The organism is Shewanella frigidimarina NCIMB 400, from assembly GCF_000014705.1.
GTDB lineage: Bacteria > Pseudomonadota > Gammaproteobacteria > Enterobacterales > Shewanellaceae > Shewanella > Shewanella frigidimarina.
Genome location: NC_008345.1, coordinates 525,201 through 549,920, shown reverse-complemented (window position 1 = coordinate 549,920; position 24,720 = coordinate 525,201). Strand labels below are relative to the sequence as shown.

Genomic DNA, 24,720 nt, shown 5'->3' with positions numbered 1-24,720 from the left:
AAATAAACAGTGTTTGGCAACATACTCTGCTATTGCTCTACTTCTGGATGATTAAATCGCTTGCGAAGCAATCGTGTCATGTAAGGCCGGAGGAGACTAGATTACCTCCGAGTAGCCGACTATAAATATTGTTAAAACAAACTAACTACAACTAACGCAAAAGCACATATAAAATATTTATAGCTTGCAGTAGAAAAAACCAAATTTGATTTAAACCAGTGCTTAAGCGGAGCTACTAATAATAATGGCGACGAGAGTAAACCACGCAAGAAAAATAATATTCCAAAAACCCCAGCTATTTCGCCAAAATCTAACATTCGAGTTTGATAAAACTGAACTACTTGGAATATTATTACCAGAGCCATAAAACCTTTAACAAGGTTTGAACTACGTTGAATTTTAACTGCTTGTTCTTCCATTGAACTCAATCCTATTTAATGCGTATAACGATTTGCTAAATTGCATTTTGGTTGTTGTGAATGTGGTGCGGAATTTGGCGAATCAATGGTATAAAGTAGCGAAAACCAACAGACAGTCCCTGCATCAATTTAGTGAAAGTACCATACTTATCTCAATGTTTCGTCATCAATATGTTTTTATCATTCTTGTATGTCTGCTGTTTCATATATTGCCTCGTATATTAGAATCTGTACGTTACGCTGTGTGAAAGTCATAAATCGCTCGTTGGACTGGGCCAACTACAAAACGAGGTTCAAAGCTGGATCAATCTCCATGGCAACCTTTTCGTCGCTATTGTTTTGTAAATAGCGAAAATATTGCGGGGCGGCGAGGCCAATTTTTTTATCAAGAGTAAAGAGGGAGCAGCCGTTGGTTTCCTCTTGGTCTGGTGTGGGTGAAGCGCCACGACGTTAGTGGCCGCAGGCCATAAAACCTAAATCAAAATCATAAAAAACAGCTGGATTCCGGCTCACAAGCATTACCGGAAAGACGTAAAATAGAAAAATAGAAAAATAGAAAAATAGAAAAATAGAAAAACTAACTGCTCACATTCAAAAGCTAAAAAACAAAAAACGATCAACAAAAAAGCGAATCCGAAGATTCGCTTTTTTTATCCAATACCACTGAATTACTTGTGGTATTTACCTGACAACTCATGCACAGAATTGATAAATGCACCAGCATGCTCAGGATCAACATGTTGATGAATACCATGGCCTAAGTTAAATACATGGCCAGTACCTTCACCGTAACTCGCTAGAATTTGATCAACTTCTTGATGAATACGCTCTGGCGTAGCATACAACATTGATGGGTCCATGTTGCCTTGTAGAGCCACTTTATGACCTACGCGACGACGAGCGTCACCAATATCAACAGTCCAATCTAAACCTAATGCATCACAACCGGTTTCAGCCATAGACTCTAACCATAATCCGCCGCCTTTAGTGAACAAAGTAACTGGCACTTTACGGCCATCAGCAAAACGAGTTAAGCCATCAACAATTTTTTGCATATAACGTAATGAGAACTCACGGTAAGCGTGATGTGATAACGCACCGCCCCACGAGTCGAATATCATTAACGATTGTACGCCGTTAGCCACCTGAGCGTTAAGATATAACACCACAGAGTCTGCTAACTTATCTAATAACATATGCAATGCAGCTGGTTCTGCATACGCCATACGCTTGATTTTTTCGAAAGTTTTGCTTGAACCGCCTTCAACCATGTAAGTGGCCAAAGTCCAAGGTGAACCCGAAAAACCAATTAACGGCACAGAGCCATTCAGTTCACGACGAATGGTACTTACAGCTCGCATTACATAACCTAATTCATCTTCTGGATCAGGAATGCATAATTTTTTGATTGCATCGATGGTGTCAGTTGGACGTTCAAAACGCGGACCTTCACCTGCTTCGAAATACAAACCTAAGCCCATTGCGTCTGGCACGGTCAGGATATCTGAGAATAAAATCGCAGCATCTAAGTCATAACGACGTAACGGCTGTAAAGTGACTTCGCAAGCCAATTCGGCATTACGGCATAAAGACATAAAGTCACCCGCTTGAGCACGAACTTCTTTATACTCAGGTAAATAACGTCCCGCTTGACGCATCATCCATACTGGAGTGACATCAACAGGCTGCTTTAGCAACGCACGTAAATAACGATCATTCTTTAATTCTGCCATGTGGACTTTGTTCCTAGACTGTTATGATTTCTGCTGGGCGTTAGTTTAGCACTTACGCGATTAATGTAACCACTCATGCAGAATTTATGTGAGCTATTCCTAAATCTATAGTCGATTTTATTAACACAATCGCTACTATGCTCACAAAACACACAATACTGATGTGTAAATCGCAATTTATCCGATTATAAGTTGCGTCACGCTAAGTGGTTTGGTATAAAAAGTGTGCGCTAGCAAGAACAATCAAGAAGCCCGATAAATCGAGCCTTTGAAAACTTCGTTACCCCGTGATGGCATGCCATCACGGGGTTTTTTATTATTCCGATTAGTGCCCTCTATTCTTTTCATCCCCAAAGCAAGCTAGTCGATAAGCAAATAAAAATAAAACAGTTGATCGTAATACACTTTGTCCAATACATTAGTTGTTACAGAATGACTGCCAATTAGAGAGAAGACATGCTAACAAAATTAGAAAAAGCAGAAAAACGCTGGGGCGGTTCTCATAATTTAATTGATCAATGGCTTAATCATCGCCGCAAATTATTAATCCAATATTTTATCGTTGCCGGATTAGCGCCTTATTCGCGCAGCGAAAAATCACTGCCAAGCATGGATCAAGTCAAACAATTTTGTGCCCAATTAGTTGATTATGTGTCAGAAGGCCACTTTGAGGTTTACGACAACGTTGTTAAAGCTTGCGAGAAGTTTGGTGAAACGAGCATCGAAACAGCCAACGCCTTATTACCGCTGATTAGCGAAAGCACAGACGCGGCATTGGATTTTAATGATAAATATACTGATGCATCTGATGAACAAGTGCTGTATCAACTAGACAACGATTTATCACATTTAGCACAAGCAATGGAGTCGCGTTTCGAATTAGAAGATCAGCTTCTTGAATTACTATATCAACGTCTTCCTTAATTAAGTCAGCCCATTAAAAAGTGCGATAAATTGACGCACTTTTTTAATACGGAAACTTGATTGCAGCAAACATTATTGCCGTTTATGCCAGTTTTCAGGCAACTCGACTTGTGACCATAAATGTTGACATAAATTTTGTGACTGATGCCAATCGCCCATTTTTAACCACTCTACCAATGCATCGCCGACTTGTGGGTACGCAATAGGCTTAGGTGATGGGCTTTTTAACCAACGCTTGAGTACGGCAAAATCTAAAGTTTGCATACTTTCTGCCGCGGCAAGTAATTCTAACGCCGCAACGTTAGCAGACTGCTCAAACTGCCCCAGTAACGGTTTTACTAATAACTTCTTACCTAACGTCATCGCTTCACTGGCCAGCTCAAAACCAGCATTGCCGATCACCCCACCACATTGAGCCATATGCTGTTTAAAGCCTTCACGATTAAAGCCATGCCAATGAACATGCTCTGCTAATGGTTTCAATGGTTTAGTGCTGTGGTAAACAGAAAAGTGGTATTGATCAAATGGGGCTAAAAATGCCGCTATACGATCAGGCTCTTCAAAGGGTAAATAGACTAAAATTTGATGGCTATGATCACCACCATTGGGCCACACCTCTACAAATGGAGGTAAAATAGGAAAGCCAAAATGATGCCAATGACAACCTAAAGCAATATCGACGGGTGCAAAATGGTTAAGCAAAAATTCATTAAACCAACTGTTGCCTTGCTTAGGGACTGGATATTGTAATGCTGCTTGGTGACTAATGGCGATTGATGGAATATTTTGTTGTTTGGCCGCCCAAGCACTCACAGGTTCAAAATCGTTCAATACTAAGTCATACCCCGTTAAATCTAGCTGCTTAATTTCAGAGAAAATAGGAGTAGTTAAATTGTTTTTGGCGGTTTTTACGGAATTAACTCGACCATTTTCGGTTATGAATGTCATACCATTACGGGTCTGATAATCGCCAAAGCATTGCATATCAAAGTAGTGTTGTTGTTTTCGGCCTGAAAATAGAAAATCGACATCAATATTATGTTGCTTAAGCGCTTTAGACATCACGCGTGCGCGACTGATATGGCCATTCCCTGTGCCTTGAACTCCGTACAAAATTTTCATATTGCCTTACATCCCTCTACGGCTGAATGATCAAGATTAAAACGTTGTACTTCTTTCTACATAAACAGTTACTACATGAGGAGTGACTACAGAACCTTTACCACATGTACTGTGACGGCATGAGCGATTACTACATGAGCGTTCTTAACATAAGTTTTTACAGCATGAGTTGATCGACCAGTAATACCGAGCCGATCCCCAAACCAGCGCCAGCGATAATATCCACAGGATAATGCACTCCCAAAGCAATACGTGATGAGCCAACAAAACAAGCCCAAGCAAACGCAATAGGTGCTAAGGCAGGAAACACCAGATTCACTACGCTAGCAAACACAAAGGCACTAGCTGTGTGCCCTGAGGGTAAGCTAAATTTATCAGCTGGCTCAAAACATGATTCAAACCCTGCTAAAGCGTGGCAAGGACGATGACGTCGAATGCTATTTTTCAACAGTAGATACAACGGCAACTCAACCAAGAAACTCCCCAACACTAAATTAAAAAAGTGCTGACCGTTGGGATGGAAAAATAACAGCGCAACAGATAAATAAGCATAATAGTGACCATCACCGGTTGCAGATACACGTTTAGCAGCCTGATTTAAACCGTTATCTCGACTAAATTGCACTACCCAATAAAACCAATATTTATCTAACTGGCTGATACTCTTCATGCCTGACTCCATATCAAACGTCGGCAATATCATTTACCTAATATTAATCCGACTAAAGTTATGTATTTGTTAACAGTTTAGATAATAGACAGAGGTAATGAACACGAGGTGACAGTTAGCCTAAAGTTTTATGACACTGCCCAGAGCTGAATTTAACGTTAGAAAGTCACCATGGTAGAAGCTTAACTGCCGATGTTTACTGGCGAGATCATTTCAACTGAGAATAAGAGATTAGACAAATTGATGTTACTCAAAAGAAGCATTAATACGTTCATAGGGAGCTTATTGCGGGCGGTTATAACGCAGGCAGTAGAATGAAAAGCGGTTTGATATCTGTTTGTGGTTTAAATTAATGCGATTTAAAGCAATAACCCCTCAAGTTTGGCTTGAGGGGTTATCAATCGCGACCGTGTTATCGTCATTCGCTAACACGATAACTTAATATGACTCGTGCAATTATGCAGTTTGTGGCTGTGCACTTTTATTACGATAAATCTTAATTAAGTGAAAAATGTTAATGCATGCAACAAAGGCATTCATGCCCGCTACTGGCCACGCTTCGATTGCATATCCGTAGGCAACAAAAAAAGAACAGCCGACAAAGTTTAACCATCTTAGTAAAACGATGTCTTTCATCATTAGTGAAATGGCAACCATAACTGATGCTGCATAACCTAAGACTTCAATAATATTGATATTTTCCATAAGAACCTCTGTTTCAGGCTCTCTGCCTTCCGTATGCGTAACGGGGGATCCGTGCCCCTAAAGCTAGTATTATTTTGTAAACTAACATTAATAAATCTAGCAATATGCTAACAAACTGTTGAACAAAAATGTAATTAAAAAACGTATTAGGATGACCTAAATCAACATATATCGACTAATTGGTTCAATTTGAAAGAAAATTACTTACAAATTTGATCTTTGTTCTCTATTTAGGTCAATGCGTCATTTGGGCATAAGTAACACCATAAGTTGATTTATAACAATCCAGTGATTGATAAGGCTTTTATTTTCATAAAAAGCTCATATAATTCATTTAACTTTGCTTTACCCAGCAATTTACCTTTGCTGTCCAACAGGAGTGAAATATGGAATACAACACCTCAGAACTCTGCGACATGTATATAGATGTAGTCGATGTCGTCGAACCAATGTTCAGTAACTACGGTGGTTGCAGCTCCTTCGGTGGCTCAATCAGTACAATTAAGTGTTTTGAAGATAATGGTCTGATTGCTGATGCTTTAGAAGAAGACGGTGAAGGTAAAGTACTATTGGTCGATGGTGGTGGATCGTTAAGACGTGCCCTACTCGATGCTAGAATTGCTGAAATTGCTGTAGCCAACAATTGGGAAGGTATCCTCATTTACGGTTCAGTACGTGACGTTGACGCTCTTGAAGAACTTGATATTGGTATCCAGGCGCTTGCTTCGATTCCTGTCGGTGCTGAAAGTAACGGTGTGGGCGAAGTCGAAATTCCAGTTAATTTTGGTGGCGTGACCTTCTTACCGGGTGACCATATCTATGCTGATAACACTGGCGTTATTCTGTCTCCAGAACCATTAGATATTGAATAATCAGTCATAGCCAATTTAGCTTTGTAAAAAGCTGGCAGACAATTCCTTTAAAAACCAGCTATGCTGGTTTTTTTGTGGCTGTAATTCGGAGAATAACCATGTTTAGCGCATTCACTCAGCAGCATTGCGATGCATTATTAAATTTACGCCCTAATGAAACCAAAATAGGCCAACAGGTTTATCTGGCATCTGCTGAACTGTCATTAGCGCAAAATGCCCAACGGGCTAAATCTAGTGGCGCTCAGTTTGCCATTATTGCCATTGCAGAAGATGTGGGGCCACGGGCCAACCTTGGCCGAGGCGGGGCTGATGATGCCTTTATCGCTAGCATGAAACAGTTGATCAATTTACAGTCCAATCGATTTCTTAATGGTAACGAATGTGCCATTTTAGGCCAAATCAGTCTTGATACATCGTTACCAACAACCGCTACCGTTGAACAATTACGCCAAGCAACCGCACAACTAGATGACATCGTTATTGCTGCTGTAAGTGAAATCATGCAAGCAGGATTAGAACCCATCGTTATCGGCGGCGGCCACAATAATGCTTATGGTTTATTAATGGCAACAAAAGCCACTACAGGCCTACCTGTCGCAGCCGTCAACCTCGATCCACACAGTGATTTTAGACCACGAGAAGGTCGCCACAGCGGTAATGGATTTAGTTATGCCGCCGCCAATGGCGCCCTCGACCATTATCATATTCTCGGCTTGCATGAATTAAAAAACAGCGAAGAAACCCTAGAACAACTGAGCCTATTTGGCGCCACATGGAACAGTTTTCAACAAATTTGGATCCGGCGTGAATTGTCGCTAGAAACCGCATTGAAACAAATTGCTAAATCATTAAATCAAACCCAACTGCCAGTAGCATTAGAGCTCGATGTCGATGCGATTGCCAATATGCCCAGTAGCGCAGCGACTTTTGCCGGTATATCGATACTCGATGCGTGCCATTATGTGCATTATATTGCTAAGCATTGTCCATGCCGTTACGCCCATTTTGCTGAAACCGCTCCAGCATGTCATCACGCGGGGTTAGAAGCGGGTTACCGCGATGCTGGTCAAGGTCTCAGTGAGTTAATTTATGCTTATCTTCAGGGTCGATTAACCTGTCTGAATTAGAATCAGCTGCGGCTATTCATTAAAGGCTAATTTTATGCTCTAATGCAGACAATTTTTTAGCCTTAACTGCTGATTTTTATTGGGGCTAATCGACGCGAAGCTCATTGCTGCGTTCAAGTTGAAGTGAAATGTATATTTAGGTGTAAGGTAAGACAACTAATTGATTGTTGTCACACTCTCGCACCGCAGCATTTCAGCAATCATTCGCAATGGCATACACTCGCTATTAATTATCGCACATTATAGGAATATACCGATGTCTGAAGGCGAACCGAAAAACACTCATTTTGGATATAAAACTGTCGAAGCCGATAAAAAAGCAGACTTAGTTGCTGACGTGTTTCATTCCGTCGCGGCAAAATACGACATTATGAATGACGTGATGTCTTTTGGAGTTCACCGCTTTTGGAAGCGCCACACCATTGAAGTAGCGGCTGCAAGACCTGGTATGAAAGTGCTTGATTTAGCTGGTGGTACTGGCGATCTCACGGCTAAGTTTTCGCATTTAGTCGGCGATAGAGGTCAAGTCGTTCTTGCTGACATTAATGATTCAATGCTCAAGGTCGGTCGCACTAAATTACGTGACAAAGGTATCGTCAATAACGTCAGCTATGTTCAAGCTAATGCTGAAGCACTGCCGTTTCCTGATAACCATTTTGATATCATCACTATCGCATTTGGTTTACGTAATGTTACCGATAAAGATGCGGCGTTACGTTCAATGCAGCGAGTATTAAAGCCTGGTGGAAAACTACTCGTGCTTGAATTTTCAACACCTAAACATGAATTAATGCGTAAAGTTTACGACATGTATAGCTTTAAGGTGTTACCTAAAATGGGCGCATTAATCACTAAAGATGCTGACAGCTACGAATACCTTGCCGAATCAATTCGGATGCATCCTGATCAAGAAACCCTTAAACAAATGATGGTCGATGCAGGTTTTGAACAAGTCGACTACACCAACATGACAGACGGCGTTGTCGCATTGCATAGAGGTTATAAGTTCTAATGACCCCTAATCACTTTGCTTTGTTAACTTGTGCAGCCATTGAAACCGCTTTTAACCAACTGCCAGCACAGGCTAAAAGTGACTATGCTCGCCAAAAGTCATTGCACGGCAAAGTATTTTGTATTCAATTGAGTCAGTTAAATTGGCCCATTTATTTGGTGTTTGCCAAACAAATTCAAGTGCTGAGCCATTACGAAGCTGATGTTGCTGTAACCGTACGAGCTGATGCATCAACATTATATCAGCTGACTGAAGGCGCTAATTTAACGGAGCTTATCAAACAAGATAAACTCAGTTTGGAAGGCGATATTCAATTACTGCAATCGTTAAGCCATTATTTACAGAATATTCACGTTGATTTTGCTGAACCATTATCACGTTATATTGGTGATGCTCCGACGCATAAACTCGTTGCTACAGCAAAACAATTTAACCATGATATCAAACTGGTTTTACAAAAAACTCGCTCACACATCAGCCAGTTAACCACTGAAGAATATCGCTTGGCACCGCATAAAATTGAATGGCTACACTTTCGTGATAATCTGGACGAACTAGTCAGTCAAACCGAACGTATCGAAGCCAAGATAGCCCAATTAAGAGATCAAATAACGCAATGACAACTGCAAGTATCAGGCGTGGTTACCATGTCATTAAAACCATTCTGCATTTTGGCTTAGATGACTTAATACCTAAACACAAAAAGCCTTGGTATTTCGCCATTGTGCGCAACAGTTTATTTTGGGTCCGTAATAAACATAAAACTAAATCGCCAGCAGAACGCTTAAAATTAGCGATGCAAGATTTAGGGCCTGTATACATCAAACTAGGGCAAATGTTGTCGACTCGCCGTGATTTACTTGACGACGAATGGGCCTATCAGTTGGCCATGTTGCAAGACAGAGTACCTCCGTTTGATTCCGCTTTAGCACGAGAAGCCATCGAAGCTGAGCTTGGTGCTCCTATCGCAACCTATTTCGACGATTTTAACGATACACCACTTGCCTCGGCATCCATATCACAAGTGCACACTGCTACCTTAAAATCTAACGGTAAAGCGGTGGTACTTAAAGTGCTGCGGCCTAATGTTGAGCAGCAGATATTAGCTGACTTACAGTTAATGACTCAAACGGCTAACTTACTCGAAACCTTATTAGGTGACGGTAATCGTTTACGCCCAGCAGAAGTGATTGAAGATTACCGCACCACCATTCTAGGCGAGCTAAACTTAAAGCTCGAAGCACTCAACGCCATTAAGCTGCGCAATAATTTTCTGGGTTCCAATTCGCTGTATGTGCCTTTTGTTTACGAAGAACACAGTTATCAACGCCTTATGGTCATGGAACGCATTTACGGTATTCCAGTATCTGACACCGAAGCGTTACGAGCTCAAGGTACCAACTTTAAACTGCTTGCTGAACGCGGTGTAGAATTGTTTTTCACCCAAGTGTTTCGAGACAATTTTTTCCACGCAGATATGCATCCTGGCAACATTTTTATCAGTCGTGAACATCCAGACGACCCATTTTATATCGGTCTAGACTGCGGCATTATGGGCACGTTAACCGAAGTGGATAAACGATACCTTGCAGAAAACTTTTTAGCCTTTTTTAATCGCGATTATCACCGTATCGCCCAGCTGTATATTGAGTCAGGTTGGGTATCGGAACACACTGATATTATTGCGTTTGAACAAGCGGTAAAAGTAGTTTGCGAACCCATGTTTAATAAACCATTAGATGAAATTTCATTCGGTCATGTACTGTTGGAGCTGTTTAGAACCGCACGTCATTTTGATATTGTGGTGCAGCCACAACTGGTGCTACTCGAAAAAACCTTACTGTATATTGAAGGTTTAGGCCGCCAGTTATATCCGCAACTAGATTTATGGCAAACAGCCAAACCCTTCCTAGAAAATTGGATGTCAGAACAAGTCGGCCCTAAAGCCATGTTCAACAAAGTAAAATCAAATGCGCCGTTTTGGGCAGATAAACTCCCTGAGTTTCCTGAATTGATTTACGACAATTTAAAACTAGGTCGTAAATTACTCGGCACTCAACAGCAAATGTTAGATAAGTACTTGCGCTACCAACAGAAATCGCACAAGAGTAATTATCTACTTATCACATCGGCTGTATTATTGATCTGTGGCACAATTTTATTTACTCAAATAGTTACACTATGGCCTGCATATACCTGTATCGGTGCAGGTATATTGATTTGGGCGATAGGATGGAGATCTAGGCCAAAGAATCGTAAATTTTAGCTAGCACTAATTTATTAGAGGTTCATAATACTTAAAGAATTGAGTGTTATTATGGATTTTGAAATAACTTTTCTACAAAAACCATTTTACTTTAAAGAGGAAAATCTTCATGGGCGGCATCAGTATTTGGCAGCTTCTAATCGTAGCGTTAATTGTCATTCTATTATTTGGGACTAAAAAATTGCGTTCTTTGGGCGGTGATTTAGGTGGAGCAGTAAAAGGCTTTAAAAACGCCATGACTCCAGAAGATGAAAATAAATCTTTAGATGACAAAGAAAAAGACCAAACTGCAGCGACTTCGCAACAGGCTGCAGAAAAGCAACCTGAAACAGAATCTAAAGATAAACAGGCGTAATTTATTATGTTTGACGGTATCGGCTTTATGGAGCTGCTGCTGATCGGTATTTTGGGGCTAGTAGTACTAGGCCCCGAAAGACTACCGGTTGCAGTACGTTCGTTAACAGGTTGGATCCGCGCGCTTAAGCGCATGGCTAACTCTGTCAAAGATGAACTTGAGCAAGAGCTAAAAATTGATCAGTTACATGCTGATTTAAAAAAAGCTGAAAGCAAAGGTTTAGCCAATTTGTCGCCAGAGCTACAAGAGTCGATTGATCAGCTGAAAAAAGCCGCTGAGTCAGTGAATCGCCCTTATAAAGTTGAAGACACATCACCTGTAGCGCCAAAAGCATCACCTGACGAGTCTCCTTCAGTCGTAGAAGCTAAGTCATCTGAAGCGACTAGCGAAAACAGTTCAACCCCTAAATAAAACGGATAATCCATGTCGCAGCAGCAACCGCTTATTAGCCATTTGCTTGAATTACGTAACAAATTGCTTAGAGCCATTGGCAGCGTGTTATTGGTATTCATTACTATTGTGTATTGGGCTAACGATATTTATCACTACATAGCTCTACCACTAATGCGTTCGCTTCCAGAAACAGGCAGCATGATTGCAACCGACGTTGCCGCGCCTTTTTTTGCACCCTTTAAATTAACACTCGTGCTAGCATTCTTCATCGCCATTCCCTATGTACTCTATCAAGTATGGTCTTTTGTCGCCCCTGGATTATACAAACATGAAAAACGCTTAGTTGTTCCCTTGTTAGCCAGCAGCACCCTGTTGTTTTATCTTGGAATAGCCTTTGCCTACTATATTGTTTTCCCCGTTGTATTTGGTTTTTTCACTAGTGTAGTTCCAGATGGCGTGCAAGTTGCTACTGATATCAGCAGCTATTTGAGTTTTATTTTAAAACTGTTTTTTGCCTTTGGTTTAGCTTTTGAAATACCTGTAGCAGTGGTTTTGTTATGCTGGGCTGGTGTTACCACACCCGATGAGTTACGCCAAAAACGTCCTTATATTGTAGTAGGAGCTTTTGTTGTTGGCATGGTACTCACGCCGCCCGATATTATCTCGCAGACTATGCTAGCCGTACCAATGCTGTTATTGTTTGAAGGTGGACTAATCGCCGCACGTTTCTACAGCAAAAAAGAAGATGAGCCAGAAAACGAACAAGCTGAGAATTAAGCGATAAAGAAAGGCTCTACTGACTAAAATAATAAGGAAGAATCAATGCGTTTAAGTTTAATTGCCGTCGGGATCATATTGATGTCGGCTAATGCACATGCCAATACTAATCTTGGTCAGCAACTGTCTATATGTGCCGCTAAAACGGACAAAACCGTGCGATTAACTTGTTATGACGAATTAGCAGCTAATGCTAAACCCAGTGCTCATATAATGACGACGACAAATACAACTAAGATAGCTCCATCAGAAGCTCCAAGGCCGCCAGCTACACCAATAGTTGTGGCACCTATAGCTGCAGCAAGCCCTCAAGTGCTCAGCGTTGATGATTTTGGCCTACAAAAGAAAGTAATAGAAGATGAAGTCGATAAGATTTATTCTGAAGTCATTAGCGTCAAGAAAGATGCATTAGGCGCATTTGTGATAACACTCAGCAATGGCCAAGTATGGAAGCAAAGTAATTCAAAGAATTATAAAATAAAAAAAGGTCAACGCATCTTTATTGAAACGGGTGCATTGAATTCATTTTTATTGGGTAGCGATGAACGCAATGCTACTGTCCGAGTTAGAAGATTAAAGTAACTACAGCACTTTTATTACATGACTCAATACATCGACATTGCAGTCAATCTGCTTAGCGACAGGCTTAAGCACGATATTGACACTATTATCAATGACGCGGCGAAACATCATGTTTCGCCGTTAATTATTATTGGCAGCGATCTCGATGAAAGCTCCGACTCAATATCTCTCTGCCAACAATACCCGCAACAACTCTACTGCACTACAGGTGTTCACCCGCATCATGCATCGTCTTGGGATCAACACAGCAAAGCACGTTTAACTCAGCTTGCCACACAAGAAACAGTGGTTGCTATTGGTGAGTGTGGACTTGACTACAATCGCGACTTTTCACCTCGTCTTGCACAAAGAAAGGCATTTGCAGCGCAATTAGAGCTGGCTTGCGAACTCAATATGCCTGTACTTATGCATTGTCGTGAAGCACATAGTGATTTTATCGCCATTGTAAATGAGTACAGAGCTCAACTCCCTAATGCTTTATTGCACTGTTTTACTGGCAGTAAAGATGAGTTATTTGAATGCTTAGCGGCTGATTTATACATTGGCATTACAGGTTGGATTTGTGATGAACGCCGAGGACAAGAGCTCGCTCAATTAGTGCCGTTGATTCCTAGTAATCGCATTATGGCAGAAACCGATAGTCCTTACTTATTACCTCGTAGTATGCGGCCTAAACCTAAGTCGAGTAGAAACTTACCCCAATACTTACCTTATATTGTCGAGTATATGGCTAATTTACGCCAACAATCACCGCAAACATTGGCGCAAGAATGTTATAAAAACAGTTGTGATTTTTTCCAACTGCCAGTTCATCTAAACGTGAATAATAACTGATGATGCCCCTCATAACTCATCAGTTACAACAGCAATGTAAATATCACTTTAGGGTGTTAATTGGATTATTTTTGCTGTTGATTAGCCAAAACTGTTGGGCTAGTACACTCTCTGGGGTACCGCTTAGACTTACATCAGATTCCATAACAAAAATTGAGTTACAAGACTGGGTTTATGCCAATCAAAGTAATGATATTGAAAACCTAACCACATTATTACAACGGCCAGAAAACAGCTGGAAAAAAATCGATACCAATCAACCATACAAAATAGGCATTAAAAACTATTGGGTGAGTTTTAGTATATTTAATCCCAACGACCATCTATCACGCATTATTGCCTTAGATAATCCATTACTCGACAGTGTTAAAATATACCACCTGATCAATGGGGAGCTGGTCAGTACTGAAGTCATGGGCGACTCCTTGCCATTTAAGCAACGACCATTAGAAAGCAATATCTTTTTATATCCAGTCAATTTTGAACCTGGTGATACTCATACTTTTTATCTGAAAATAGACAGTAAAGGTAGTATCAGTTTGCCATTAGTGTTGTGGTCATCAAACGACCTAACACGGCTAACCGAAACCAAGAACTTGTTTAGTGGTATGCAAATAGGCTTATTACTCGCTATTTGCTTGTTCAGTTTATTTATTGCCCTTGCGTCAGCATCTTATAGTTACAGTTATTACAGCGGCTATGTATTAGGACTTACATTACTCACGGCGACAATACATGGCGTATCATTTCGCTATTTATGGCCTCAATGGCCCATCATACAGCAGTATATTTTCATCATAATCATCCCATTAACACTGGGGTTTTCATTGATGTTTACTGAGAAAGTATTACAGCTAAAATATCATAATCTAAAAATGCTGCGTATTTGCCGCATCATGGCAGTGCTTTGTTTTGGCTTAACTATCATCATGCCATTTATTAACTACAGTTTTGCACTGTATTTTCTAGCATTTGTAGTATTAACTATGAGTACAATTTTAATGGCTTTCTCCTTGATCCAAGCTTTTGGCGGCCAACGTAATGCTCCTTTATACGCCATAGGCCGTATGGGTTTAATGGTTGGGTGCATTATCACAGGGCTAATTTATCTCGGCCTAATCACTCTGAGCATATCGCCACAGATACCCGTAATGATAGGGCTCACTTTTGAAGTAATCACTATGGCTGCAGTGCTCGCCTTACGTTATAACGATGAGCGAAAAGCTAAATTTGAGATCCAGCAACAGACATTAGAACAAGCACAACGACTTAGAGAGATCCGTGAAGAAGCGCTGCGTAACGAAGCTGAAAACAGTGAAAAACTTGAACAAATGGTACAAGAACGAACACTTGAATTAGAAATTACCTTACGCGAACTCAATGAGGTCAATCAAAAGCTGACTGAGCAAAACACTATAGACAGCCTTACCGGAGTGAAAAATCGTAGTGCTTTTGATCGTCGTCTAATTGCAGAAGGCCGTATTAGCCGTCGCCAACAAACACCTATGTCTTTGTTAATGATTGATATCGATAAATTTAAAAATATCAATGACCAATACGGTCACCTTAGTGGCGACTACACCATAAAGATGATTGCAAATACATTATGTGAATACGTAAAACGTCCAACGGATCTCGTATCACGTTTTGGTGGTGAAGAATTTGCTATTATTTTACCTTGTACAGATATTGAAGGTGCCCTGCTAGTTGCAGAGCAAATTCGCCAAGCCATCAGCGAGCTTACTATTGTCCATAATGGCCACACGATACCCTTAACGGTCAGTATCGGTGTCAGTGAAACAATTATCGAAAGTGATGAGCACCCAATGCTATTACTAGAACAAGCAGATAAAGCCCTGTATAAAGCTAAACGCAGCGGCCGAAACAAAGTCTGCTATTACCCGCTCGAAACAGACGAGATCTAAACCAGGAGTCGAAATTGAATATTATTACTAGTGCCTTTCCACAGCGCAGAATGCGCCGCATGCGTAAACATGAATTTAGCCGTCGTTTAATGTCTGAAAATACCTTAACAGTTAACGATCTCATTTATCCGATGTTCGTGTTAGAAGGTTTTCAACGCTCAGAAAAAATTGCTTCAATGCCAGGAATTGAACGTTTCTCGGTTGATCTATTATTAAAAGAAGCCGCTGAACTTGTTGAACTTGGCATTCCGCTTATTGCACTATTTCCAGTGACGCCAGCAGATAAAAAAAGTTTACTTGCAGAAGAGTCTTACAATCCTGATGGATTAGTACAACGTGCAGTCCGTGAATTAAAGCAGGCATTTCCACAACTTGGTATCATGACGGATGTAGCTTTAGATCCGTACACGACTCATGGTCAAGACGGTATTATCGATGACACTGGCTATATCATGAATGACATCACCACCGAGATCCTAGTCAAGCAGGCTTTATCTCATGCCGCTGCAGGAGCAGATATTGTCGCGCCATCAGACATGATGGATGGTCGTATCGGTGCAATCCGCCAAGCACTTGAAGAAAATGGCTTTGTGAATACTCAAATCATGGCTTACTCCGCTAAGTATTCATCAAGTTATTACGGTCCTTTTCGCGATGCTGTCGGATCGGCTAGTAACTTAAAAGGTGGCAATAAACACAGCTACCAAATGGATCCGGCTAACAGCGACGAAGCATTACACGAAGTGGCATTAGATATCCAAGAAGGTGCCGACATGGTAATGGTTAAACCAGGGATGCCTTATTTAGACATTGTACACCGTGTCAAAACAGAATTAGCAGTGCCAACATTTGCTTATCAAGTCAGCGGAGAGTACGCCATGCACATGGCTGCTATTCAAAATGGTTGGTTGGCAGAAAAAGCCATTGTGATGGAGTCATTACTTTGCTTTAAGCGCGCTGGAGCGGACGGTATTCTAACCTACTTTGCCAAACGTGCTGCTCAGTGGCTTAAAGAGCAAAACTCGTAAACCTCCGATATTGCGTAGTTATAAAGCCAATCCATCTAGGGTTGGCTTTTTTATTTTAACATGTCCCGTCCTGAGATAAGTTGACACATTGGAGACTTATCTATGAAACCTTCAGTATCAATCAATATAAAACGTACTCAACGAGATTACACGTTAGGCTTTAAATTAGCGGTTGTTAGTCAAGTAGAAAAAGGCGAGCTAACGTATAAGCAAGCTCAAGACCATTATGGCATTCAAGGGAGAAGTACCGTCCTAACATGGTTACGAAAACATGGTAGATTAGATTGGTCCCAGCCGATTGAGCATTCACCTATGTCCAAATCTACAGAAACACCCGCCCAGAAAATCAAACGATTAGAGAAACAAGTCTCCAATCTCGAAATGAAAAATATGATTTATGGCGATATGGTCGAGTTACTTAAAAATGAGTACGGTATTGATTTAGAAAAAAAGTACTTAGCCGAACGCTCTGGCTTGCCAAAGAAAAAGGCACTGTAAAGCTAGCGACAGCGAGTCGGCAGTTTAACCTATCAAGACAAGCTGTTTATCAATGGAAGCAGCGCTTAGCAGCAAGAGCTGACATGTTAAAACCGGTGATGACGATGGTTATGTATTGGCGTCAGTTCATGCCCAGAGTGGGTACGCGTAAGCTTTATCAACTCATCAAGCCACAGTTACTTAAACAAGGCATAAAGCTAGGTAGGGACGGCCTATTTCGGTATTTGAAACAACACAATATGTTAGTAAGGCCTAGGAAGAATTACACCAAGACAACCCATAGCCATCATTGGTTGAGAAAACACCCAAACTTACTCAAAGACAGAGTGGTGAAGGGGGGTGAAGAGGTGTTTGTCAGTGACATAACCTATGTAAAATCAGACGAAGGAACTCACTATTTATCATTAGTCACAGATGCATATTCAAGAAAAATAATGGGTTATGAATTAAGTGATGAAATGAAAGCCAGTGATGTCGTTAAAGCATTGGAGATGACGATAAAGAATCGTCAGACAACCACTGATGTCATTCATCATTCAGATAGAGGGATACAGTACTGCTCAGCAGAATATCAACATAAATTGGCTGCGAATGCGATAAGGCCATCGATGACAGATGGGTATGATTGTTATCAGAATGCGTTAGCTGAGCGAGTGAATGGTATTTTGAAGCAAGAGTTTTTACTTTACCGCTGTCGTACGATGAAGGAGCTGGCAATACTCATCAAAGAATCGATTAGGACTTATAACGAGTTAAGACCGCACCTTAGTTTAGGAATGAAAACCCCAAACGAAGTGCATGAAAAAGCCAGTCGGGAGTTCCAACTGGCTTAATAAAAACCGTCAACCTATTTTAGGACTAGACAACACTGCGCACTACGTCAATTGCAATTCAATTACATCATAAGGCAAGTCTCATACATCTCATTATCGTGATCAACTCTACATCATAAGTCATAGTCTCTTAACAGCCCTGTTTAAGCATGCTTGAATACAGTCAAGTACAGTATTTTCTTCTTAACCGAGACATTATCATGCACAATAACGTTAGAACATTATTGGCCACAACAGCGCTCTTTTTCAGTACCCAAATGCTGCCTATGGCCGCATCAGCGAATTCAGGTTGCGCATTTGAAAAAGATCAACAAGGCTTTATTGCAACATGCAGCGAGGAGAAACAAGAAGTGATTTTAACTGGCGTAATCCAACCACAAACTCTAACAACTGAATTACCCGGCTATACTGAAGGGTTTACCAATTACCAAGTTGATGCGCAAGCGATCGATGTACTCAAAGCCATTAAAGAACCGACGCAAATAGTCGTGATTATTGGCACTTGGTGCCCAGATTGCCATCGCGAAACACCGCACTTTATGCGAATCATTGAAGCGGCAGCCAATCCCAATATTGAAGTTGAATACATTGGTGTCGATCGAAGTAAACAAGACCCTGAAGGTTTAGCGGCAAAATATGCGTTCAGCCGAATCCCAACGTTTATCGTTAAGCAACAAGGCAAAGAGCTAGGCCGTATCGTTGAACGCCCTCAAGCTACATTGGAAGCCGATTTAGTTGAGATTTTAAAGTAGTTATGTAAGAAGTTATTGAAAATGTTTGTTTAAACAACTAAAAGTAATAACTTAATAATCGTAATAAAAAATAGGTCGCCATTGGCGACCTATTTTTTATTACGATTATGCAGTGACTATATCGAGACTTTTGCTGCTATGCGATCAGCTAACAGTTGTAATACGCCTTCGCGAAGTGCGCCACCAGCAAGATGTAAACGACTAATTGATAAGCTTTCAAACAACGCAATTAATATCGCAACCCCGGCAGCAAATGTAGGAGCTTGTTCGGCATTTAAGCCGTTAATGCCACTAAGTCTGGCATCCGCTTGCGATAATATCTCATTACGAAAACCAAACAAAATCTTAAGGGTAATCACTTCTGGCCGTTGTCGATGCTGTAACACCGATACCACTGATTGAACCGCACCAGAAGCCCCCACAACACTTCGCCAACCTAAATCGAGTAAGTGAGGACGATGTTCTGCTAAAATCGTATTAACATAATCTACGGCCTGTTCAAAGTCGATTGCTTGAAGCGGTGCATTAGCAAAAAATCGTTGATTAAATAGCACACACCCCATTGGCAAACTGGTTTTAAACAACACCTGACTGCCATCACCAATAATAAACTCAGTACTGGCGCCGCCAATATCAATCACTAACCGGCGCCCCTCACCCTTAGTGGTGGCCACCATACCTTGATAAATCAGTTCAGCTTCACGCAACCCCGAAATCACCTCGATTTGATGCTGCAATATTGGCATCGCTCGTTGGTGAAATTCATCGGCATTACGGATAACACGCAAAGTAGCGGTTGCAAATACAGCTACATTGGCACTATCAATATGGTGCTGCGCTAACATGTCGGCAAACATGGCTAAACACTCTAAACCACGTTGCATAACATGCTCAGACAACATGCCATCTTCGCCTATACCTTCGGCAAGGCGCACTTTACGTTTATATTTAGCGATAACAATCGGCTTATTACCTACCGAATTAGCCACTAACATATTAAAACTGTTAGAACCTAATGTTATCGCCGCATACGGCTGAGATACAGTTAACAATGGCATTGACTATGGTCTACGAGTCCTATGGCGTGGCGGACGTGAAGTATTTCCACCACTACGATGAGCACCTTTACTTCCACCATCACGAGTCCGAGATGTAGGAGGCTTACGATGAATACGCGCCGGAGGCGGAATATCATCTAATAGCGCATCTTTATCGTAATTAGACACAGGAATAGAATGGTTAATATAGGTTTCAATTTCAGGTAAATTCAGTGCATATTCTTCACAAGCAAAACTGATTGAAATACCTTTCTGTCCCGCACGACCGGTTCGGCCAATACGATGCACATAATCTTCACAATCATCAGGTAAATCATAGTTATATACGTGTGACACATCAGAAATATGTAAACCACGTGCGGCTACATCTGTTGCCACTAATACATCGATTTCACCAGAGGTAAATTGCTCAAGAATGCGGATACGTTTCTTTTGCGGAACATCACCGGTTAATAAACCCACACGATGACCGTCACCTTCTAAATAAGACCACAACTTTTCACAGCTGTGTTTTGTGTTCGAAAACACAATCGCTTTATCTGGCCAATCTTCTTCAATTAAGCTCAGTAATAAACGCATCTTATCTTCCATCGACGGGTAGAAAATTTCCTCTTTGATATTTTTAGAGGTTTTTTCTAACGGTTCGATTTCAACTTTTTCAGGATCATTCATATGATCGTATGCTAATTCCTGCACTTTCATTGAAAGCGTGGCAGAAAACAGCATATTCAAGCGTGACTTAGCATCAGGCATTCTGCGGAATAAAAAGCGAATGTCTTTAATAAAGCCAAGATCAAACATACGGTCAGCTTCATCAAGCACAACGGCTTGAATGTGGCTTAAACTAATCACTCCCTGACGCACATAATCAATAATACGTCCGGTGGTACCAATTAGAATATCAACGCCTTTGTCTAATACAGCGCGCTGAGTTTCATAGCTTTCGCCACCGTAAACGATGCCAACTTTTAAGCCTGTATGTGCCGCTAATAACTTGGCATCTTTAGCAATCTGAATTGCTAATTCACGTGTAGGCGCCATAATAATAGCGCGGGGTTCAGTTGCTTTGCGACTCTCAGGTGCAGCAACATTAAGTAAGTGGTTAAATGTGGCCACTAAAAATGCCATAGTTTTACCGGTGCCGGTTTGGGCTTGTCCGGCAATATCTTTTGCATTAAGTAAAATAGGTAAAGATAACGCCTGTATTGGCGTGCAAAACTCAAAGCCGTTCTCGTTCAATGCCGCGAGTATTTCGGGCTTTAAAGGGAAGTCGGCGAATTTCTTGGTCGATAAATGTGTTTGGCTCATAGCACAAGCATACCTGTAGGGGTTGCAAAAAAAGATTCGATCGTTTGAAATAGCTACATTACTAAAACGGTCTCTTGAAAAGCTATTTAACTGACCCAATATACATGGTAAGCCATTAATAAACTAGCAATGGAACCAAATCTGGAGAACTACATGAGCGATAAAATTGTATACCTAAGCGATGACAGCTTTGAAAACGACGTATTAAAGTCTGAAACACCAGTATTAGTCGACTTCTGGGCTGAGTGGTGTGGTCCTTGTAAAATGATTGCCCCAATCCTAAACGACGTTGCTGAAGAATACGCAGGCAAACTTACAGTCGCAAAACTAAACGTTGACCAAAACAACGTTTCACCAGCGAAATACGGCGTACGCGGTATTCCAACATTGTTAATGTTCAAAGGCGGCGAGCTAGTAGCAACTAAAGTTGGTGCACTATCAAAGACGCAACTAAAAGAGTTCATTGACGCTAAGATCTAACTAGAATTAGCCTAGAAACGTTAAATGGCACAAGTTTTAAACAATTTGTGCCATTTTTAGGTTTTATTTACGCTAAATTTCTGGACGACCAACACATAAAGTGCTAATTTATTCATCAGATTTTTTCAATTAACCTCTTCTCGTTTATCAATCATAAAATATCTTTTCAAACTTGCTGATTGATTGCGGTAAGCTTCGTCGCGCAAAACAAGACTCCCATACATGAATTTAACAGAATTAAAAGACACGCCAATTTCAGATCTAGTTTCGCTTGCTGAAAGCATGAATCTGGAAAACATGGCTCGTACCCGTAAACAAGATATCATCTTCTCAATTTTGAAAGCTCACGCTAAAAGCGGAGAAGACATCTTCGGTGGCGGTGTATTAGAAATCCTCCAAGACGGATTTGGATTTTTAAGAAGTTCAGATGGCTCATACCTTGCGGGTCCTGACGATATTTATGTTTCTCCAAGTCAAATTCGTCGCTTTAACATGCGTACTGGTGACAGTATTTTTGGTAAAATCAGGCCGCCGAAAGAAGGCGAAAGATACTTTGCACTGTTGAAAGTCAGTGAAGTCAACTTTGATAAACCAGAAAGCTCTCGCAACAAAATCCTGTTTGAAAACTTAACCCCATTACATGCAGAAGAGCGTCTTCGCATGGAGCGCGGTAATGGTTCAACAGAAGACATCACCTCTCGCATCCTTGATCTTTGTTCTCCAATCGGTAAAGGCCAGCGTGGTTTGATTGTTGCGCCGCCAAAAGCCGGTAAAACATTGTTACTACAGAATATTGCTCAAAGTATTACTTATAACAACCCAGATGTGGTGTTAATGGTATTACTTATCGATGAACGTCCTGAAGAAGTGACCGAAATGCAGCGTATGGTTAAAGGCGAAGTCATTGCTTCTACCTTTGATGAACCAGCCAGCCGTCACGTTCAAGTAGCCGAAATGGTTATCGAGAAAGCAAAACGTTTAGTTGAGCATAAAAAAGACGTCGTCATTTTGTTAGATTCGATTACTCGTTTAGCCCGTGCTTATAACACCGTCATCCCTTCATCGGGTAAAGTGTTAACCGGTGGTGTTGATGCTAACGCATTACATCGTCCTAAGCGTTTCTTTGGTGCTGCACGTAACATTGAACACGGTGGCAGCTTAACCATTATCGCCACAGCCCTGGTTGATACAGGCTCGAAAATGGACGAAGTAATTTACGAAGAATTTAAAGGTACTGGTAACCAAGAGTTACACCTTTCTCGTAAAGCTGCTGAAAAACGCGTATTCCCAGCGATTGACTTCAACCGCTCTGGTACTCGTCGTGAAGAAAAACTAACGACGCCAGAAGAACTTCAGAAAATGTGGATTTTACGTAAAATCTTACATCCAATGGACGAAGTTTCTGCAATGGAATTCTTAATCGATAAATTGGCTATGACCAAAACTAACGAAGAATTTTTCACTGCAATGAAGCGCGCTAAGTAATTCATTACCTAAACGCAAAATAATCGCAAAAATGCCGCTAATTTAGCGGCATTTTTTATGTCTAATTATCGATAAAATATATCTAAGACCTAGAGCAGACTAAGTCCTGCAACTTCGCTTCGCGGCGATAAATGCAGTAACATCTGGCCTTTCCCGCTTGCTATCGCTTGTTATCATTCATTGCTTGTTACCACTCTGCCCGTCTTTAAAGCTTTAGTTCGTATAGCCTCTAGCAGTGAAGCGCTCTAGTATCTAGCCTTTCCGTTTGCCATCGCCTGTTATCATTCTATCGCTTGTTATCGATCCCCCGCTTTTAAAGCTTTAGCTTGTATAGCCTCTAGCAGCGAAGCGCTCTAGCATCTAGCCTTTCCACTTGCCATCGCCTGTTACCGCTTTACCGCTTGTTATCGATCCCCCAGCTTTTAAAGCTTTAGCTCGTATAGTTTCTAGCAGCGAAGCGCTCTAGCATCTAGTCTTTCCACTTGCCATCGCCTGTTATCATTCTACCGCTTGTTATCGATCTTCCAGCCTTTAAAGCTTTAGCTCGTATAGTTTCTAGCAGCGAAGCGCTCTAGCATCTAGTCTTTCCGCTTGCCATCGCCTGTTATCGTTTTACCGCTTGTTATCGATCCCCCAGCTTTTAAAGCTTTAGCTCGTATAGTTTCTAGCAGCGAAGCGCTCTAGCATCTAGTCTTTCCACTTACCATCGCCTGTTATCATTCTACCGCTTGTTATCGATCTTCCAGCCTTTAAAGCTTTAGCTCGTATAGTTTCTAGCAGCGAAGCGCTCTAGCATCTAGTCTTTCCGCTTGCTATCGCCTGTTACCGTTCAGCCCCTAAACAGATGCCATTTTCCGGCGTAAATACGCAATTTGCTGCATATGCGGTAAATCTTTTGGGCAAGTATCTTGACAGCCGAGTAACGTCATACAACCAAACACACCATCTTGATTACCAATCACATGGTAAAAATCATCAGCGGTTCGAGTATCACGGCTGTCTAATTCAAAACGGGCAATTTTCATCATACCTACTGCGCCAACAAAAGTGTCACGCATTTGTTTAGTCGCACAAGCAGAGACACATACACCACATTCTACACATCGCTCTAACTCATAAAGCTTAGTGGCTTCCTCTGGTGACATCGGCGCTTCTATACGATGAATATCATTATCTGCGCTATTAGGATGCAACCACAGCGACAAACGCTCAGATAATTCGCGCATAAATTTACCGGTATTCACCGACAGATCGCCAATTAAATCAAAGCCAGGTAATGGCATTAATTTAATATGTCCATCTGGATAATTAGCGGTTAAAGTTCGACAAGCTAACGTAGGGAAACCATTAATCACCATCGCACAACTGCCGCAAATACCCGCGCGACAAACAAAATCAAATTGTAGTGATGGGTCTTGTGTTTCGCGTAGTTGATTCAACGCGATGAACACCGTCATACCGGGTGCTTCTGTTAAGCTATAAGTCACCATTTTAGGTTTGTCGCCAGGCTCTTGCGGATCATAACGAAAAATTGAAAAAGTTAACGTGCGTGCTTGGCTCAT

The 24,720-nt window shown here is 41.2% G+C and carries 25 protein-coding genes; 17 read left to right on the top strand and 8 right to left on the bottom strand.

Annotated features, from left to right (window positions below; all coding sequences use genetic code 11):
- Positions 1 to 131 precede the first annotated feature (131 nt).
- Together SFRI_RS02505 and hemE are read right to left on the bottom strand one after the other, a co-directional pair.
- Complete coding sequence (locus tag SFRI_RS02505) at positions 132 to 419, bottom strand: hypothetical protein (protein ID WP_041412743.1); 288 nt, start codon at positions 417 to 419, stop codon at positions 132 to 134.
- Positions 420 to 1,087: 668 nt separating this feature from the next.
- Positions 1,088 to 2,152, bottom strand: coding sequence for a uroporphyrinogen decarboxylase (gene hemE / locus SFRI_RS02500; protein ID WP_011635971.1), 1,065 nt, complete (start codon positions 2,150 to 2,152; stop codon positions 1,088 to 1,090).
- A 456-nt stretch (positions 2,153 to 2,608) separates the two neighbouring features.
- On the opposite strand from hemE, the gene SFRI_RS02495 reads away from it, so the two are divergent.
- Entirely contained in the window at positions 2,609 to 3,076 is a 468-nt protein-coding gene (locus tag SFRI_RS02495; RefSeq protein WP_011635970.1) for an Rsd/AlgQ family anti-sigma factor, read from the top strand.
- Positions 3,077 to 3,148: 72 nt separating this feature from the next.
- Here SFRI_RS02495 and SFRI_RS02490 read toward each other — a convergent pair whose 3' ends face one another.
- The 3 genes from SFRI_RS02490 to SFRI_RS02480 all read right to left on the bottom strand — a co-directional run bounded on the left by SFRI_RS02490 (position 3,149) and on the right by SFRI_RS02480 (position 5,573).
- The gene (locus SFRI_RS02490; protein ID WP_011635969.1) at positions 3,149 to 4,198 is read right to left on the bottom strand and encodes an MJ1255/VC2487 family glycosyltransferase; all 1,050 of its coding nucleotides are present in this window, start codon (positions 4,196 to 4,198) and stop codon (positions 3,149 to 3,151) included.
- Positions 4,199 to 4,355: 157 nt separating this feature from the next.
- Positions 4,356 to 4,868, bottom strand: a complete 513-nt coding sequence (locus tag SFRI_RS02485) for a phosphatase PAP2 family protein (RefSeq protein ID WP_011635968.1) — start codon at positions 4,866 to 4,868, stop codon at positions 4,356 to 4,358.
- A gap of 456 nt (positions 4,869 to 5,324) precedes the next feature.
- Positions 5,325 to 5,573 (bottom strand): YgjV family protein, encoded by a 249-nt coding sequence (locus tag SFRI_RS02480; protein ID WP_011635967.1) that lies wholly within the window; start codon positions 5,571 to 5,573, stop codon positions 5,325 to 5,327.
- Between the two features lie 386 nt (positions 5,574 to 5,959).
- On the opposite strand from SFRI_RS02480, the gene rraA reads away from it, so the two are divergent.
- The 14 genes from rraA to SFRI_RS02405 all read left to right on the top strand — a co-directional run bounded on the left by rraA (position 5,960) and on the right by SFRI_RS02405 (position 18,827).
- A complete protein-coding gene (rraA, locus tag SFRI_RS02475) occupies positions 5,960 to 6,445 on the top strand; it encodes a ribonuclease E activity regulator RraA (protein WP_011635966.1) in 486 nt (161 codons plus the stop codon).
- 92 nt (positions 6,446 to 6,537) lie between these two features.
- Entirely contained in the window at positions 6,538 to 7,572 is a 1,035-nt protein-coding gene (locus SFRI_RS02470; RefSeq protein WP_374702310.1) for a formimidoylglutamase, read from the top strand.
- Between the two features lie 256 nt (positions 7,573 to 7,828).
- The gene (ubiE, locus tag SFRI_RS02465; RefSeq protein ID WP_011635964.1) at positions 7,829 to 8,584 is read left to right on the top strand and encodes a bifunctional demethylmenaquinone methyltransferase/2-methoxy-6-polyprenyl-1,4-benzoquinol methylase UbiE; all 756 of its coding nucleotides are present in this window, start codon (positions 7,829 to 7,831) and stop codon (positions 8,582 to 8,584) included.
- Positions 8,584 to 9,204: a ubiquinone biosynthesis accessory factor UbiJ gene (locus SFRI_RS02460; RefSeq protein ID WP_011635963.1), complete on the top strand. Its 621-nt coding sequence runs from the start codon at positions 8,584 to 8,586 to the stop codon at positions 9,202 to 9,204. The genes ubiE and SFRI_RS02460 overlap by 1 nt, the downstream gene beginning before the upstream one ends.
- Positions 9,201 to 10,850, top strand: coding sequence for a ubiquinone biosynthesis regulatory protein kinase UbiB (ubiB, locus tag SFRI_RS02455; protein ID WP_011635962.1), 1,650 nt, complete (start codon positions 9,201 to 9,203; stop codon positions 10,848 to 10,850). The genes SFRI_RS02460 and ubiB overlap by 4 nt, the downstream gene beginning before the upstream one ends.
- A 109-nt stretch (positions 10,851 to 10,959) precedes the next feature.
- Positions 10,960 to 11,205 (top strand): Sec-independent protein translocase subunit TatA, encoded by a 246-nt coding sequence (gene tatA / locus SFRI_RS02450; protein ID WP_011635961.1) that lies wholly within the window; start codon positions 10,960 to 10,962, stop codon positions 11,203 to 11,205.
- A 6-nt stretch (positions 11,206 to 11,211) separates the two neighbouring features.
- Entirely contained in the window at positions 11,212 to 11,616 is a 405-nt protein-coding gene (tatB, locus tag SFRI_RS02445) for a Sec-independent protein translocase protein TatB (RefSeq protein ID WP_011635960.1), read from the top strand.
- Positions 11,617 to 11,628: 12 nt separating this feature from the next.
- On the top strand, positions 11,629 to 12,375 hold the full coding sequence (gene tatC / locus SFRI_RS02440) for a twin-arginine translocase subunit TatC (RefSeq protein WP_011635959.1): 747 nt from the start codon (positions 11,629 to 11,631) through the stop codon (positions 12,373 to 12,375).
- A 45-nt stretch (positions 12,376 to 12,420) separates the two neighbouring features.
- On the top strand, positions 12,421 to 12,957 hold the full coding sequence (locus tag SFRI_RS02435) for a fimbrial protein (RefSeq protein WP_011635958.1): 537 nt from the start codon (positions 12,421 to 12,423) through the stop codon (positions 12,955 to 12,957).
- 18 nt (positions 12,958 to 12,975) lie between these two features.
- Positions 12,976 to 13,791: a TatD family hydrolase gene (locus SFRI_RS02430; protein ID WP_011635957.1), complete on the top strand. Its 816-nt coding sequence runs from the start codon at positions 12,976 to 12,978 to the stop codon at positions 13,789 to 13,791.
- Positions 13,791 to 15,716 (top strand): sensor domain-containing diguanylate cyclase, encoded by a 1,926-nt coding sequence (locus tag SFRI_RS02425; protein WP_011635956.1) that lies wholly within the window; start codon positions 13,791 to 13,793, stop codon positions 15,714 to 15,716. Before SFRI_RS02430 ends, SFRI_RS02425 begins: the two co-directional genes overlap by 1 nt.
- 14 nt (positions 15,717 to 15,730) lie before the next feature.
- Positions 15,731 to 16,744, top strand: a complete 1,014-nt coding sequence (gene hemB / locus SFRI_RS02420) for a porphobilinogen synthase (RefSeq protein WP_011635955.1) — start codon at positions 15,731 to 15,733, stop codon at positions 16,742 to 16,744.
- 102 nt (positions 16,745 to 16,846) lie between these two features.
- Positions 16,847 to 18,075, top strand: a protein-coding gene (locus SFRI_RS21160; protein WP_086019734.1) for an IS3-like element ISShfr4 family transposase whose coding sequence is annotated in 2 segments (ribosomal slippage) — positions 16,847 to 17,198 and positions 17,198 to 18,075 — 1,230 coding nt in all. Because the reading frame shifts where the segments join, the coding sequence is not laid out codon by codon here.
- 200 nt (positions 18,076 to 18,275) lie between these two features.
- Positions 18,276 to 18,827, top strand: coding sequence for a thioredoxin family protein (locus tag SFRI_RS02405; protein WP_041412741.1), 552 nt, complete (start codon positions 18,276 to 18,278; stop codon positions 18,825 to 18,827).
- 116 nt (positions 18,828 to 18,943) lie between these two features.
- On the opposite strand, the gene SFRI_RS02400 is transcribed toward SFRI_RS02405, so the two are convergent.
- Complete coding sequence (locus tag SFRI_RS02400) at positions 18,944 to 19,885, bottom strand: Ppx/GppA phosphatase family protein (protein WP_011635951.1); 942 nt, start codon at positions 19,883 to 19,885, stop codon at positions 18,944 to 18,946.
- 3 nt (positions 19,886 to 19,888) lie between these two features.
- Positions 19,889 to 21,193, bottom strand: a complete 1,305-nt coding sequence (gene rhlB, locus SFRI_RS02395) for an ATP-dependent RNA helicase RhlB (RefSeq protein WP_011635950.1) — start codon at positions 21,191 to 21,193, stop codon at positions 19,889 to 19,891.
- Positions 21,194 to 21,346: 153 nt separating this feature from the next.
- On the opposite strand from rhlB, the gene trxA reads away from it, so the two are divergent.
- Positions 21,347 to 21,673 carry a thioredoxin TrxA gene (trxA, locus tag SFRI_RS02390; RefSeq protein ID WP_011635949.1) on the top strand — a complete coding sequence of 109 codons (327 nt, stop codon included), beginning with the start codon at positions 21,347 to 21,349 and terminating at the stop codon, positions 21,671 to 21,673.
- Between the two features lie 222 nt (positions 21,674 to 21,895).
- The gene (gene rho, locus SFRI_RS02385; RefSeq protein ID WP_011635948.1) at positions 21,896 to 23,158 is read left to right on the top strand and encodes a transcription termination factor Rho; all 1,263 of its coding nucleotides are present in this window, start codon (positions 21,896 to 21,898) and stop codon (positions 23,156 to 23,158) included.
- 836 nt (positions 23,159 to 23,994) lie between these two features.
- Here rho and SFRI_RS02380 read toward each other — a convergent pair.
- A complete protein-coding gene (locus SFRI_RS02380) occupies positions 23,995 to 24,720 on the bottom strand; it encodes a fumarate reductase iron-sulfur subunit (protein ID WP_011635947.1) in 726 nt (241 codons plus the stop codon).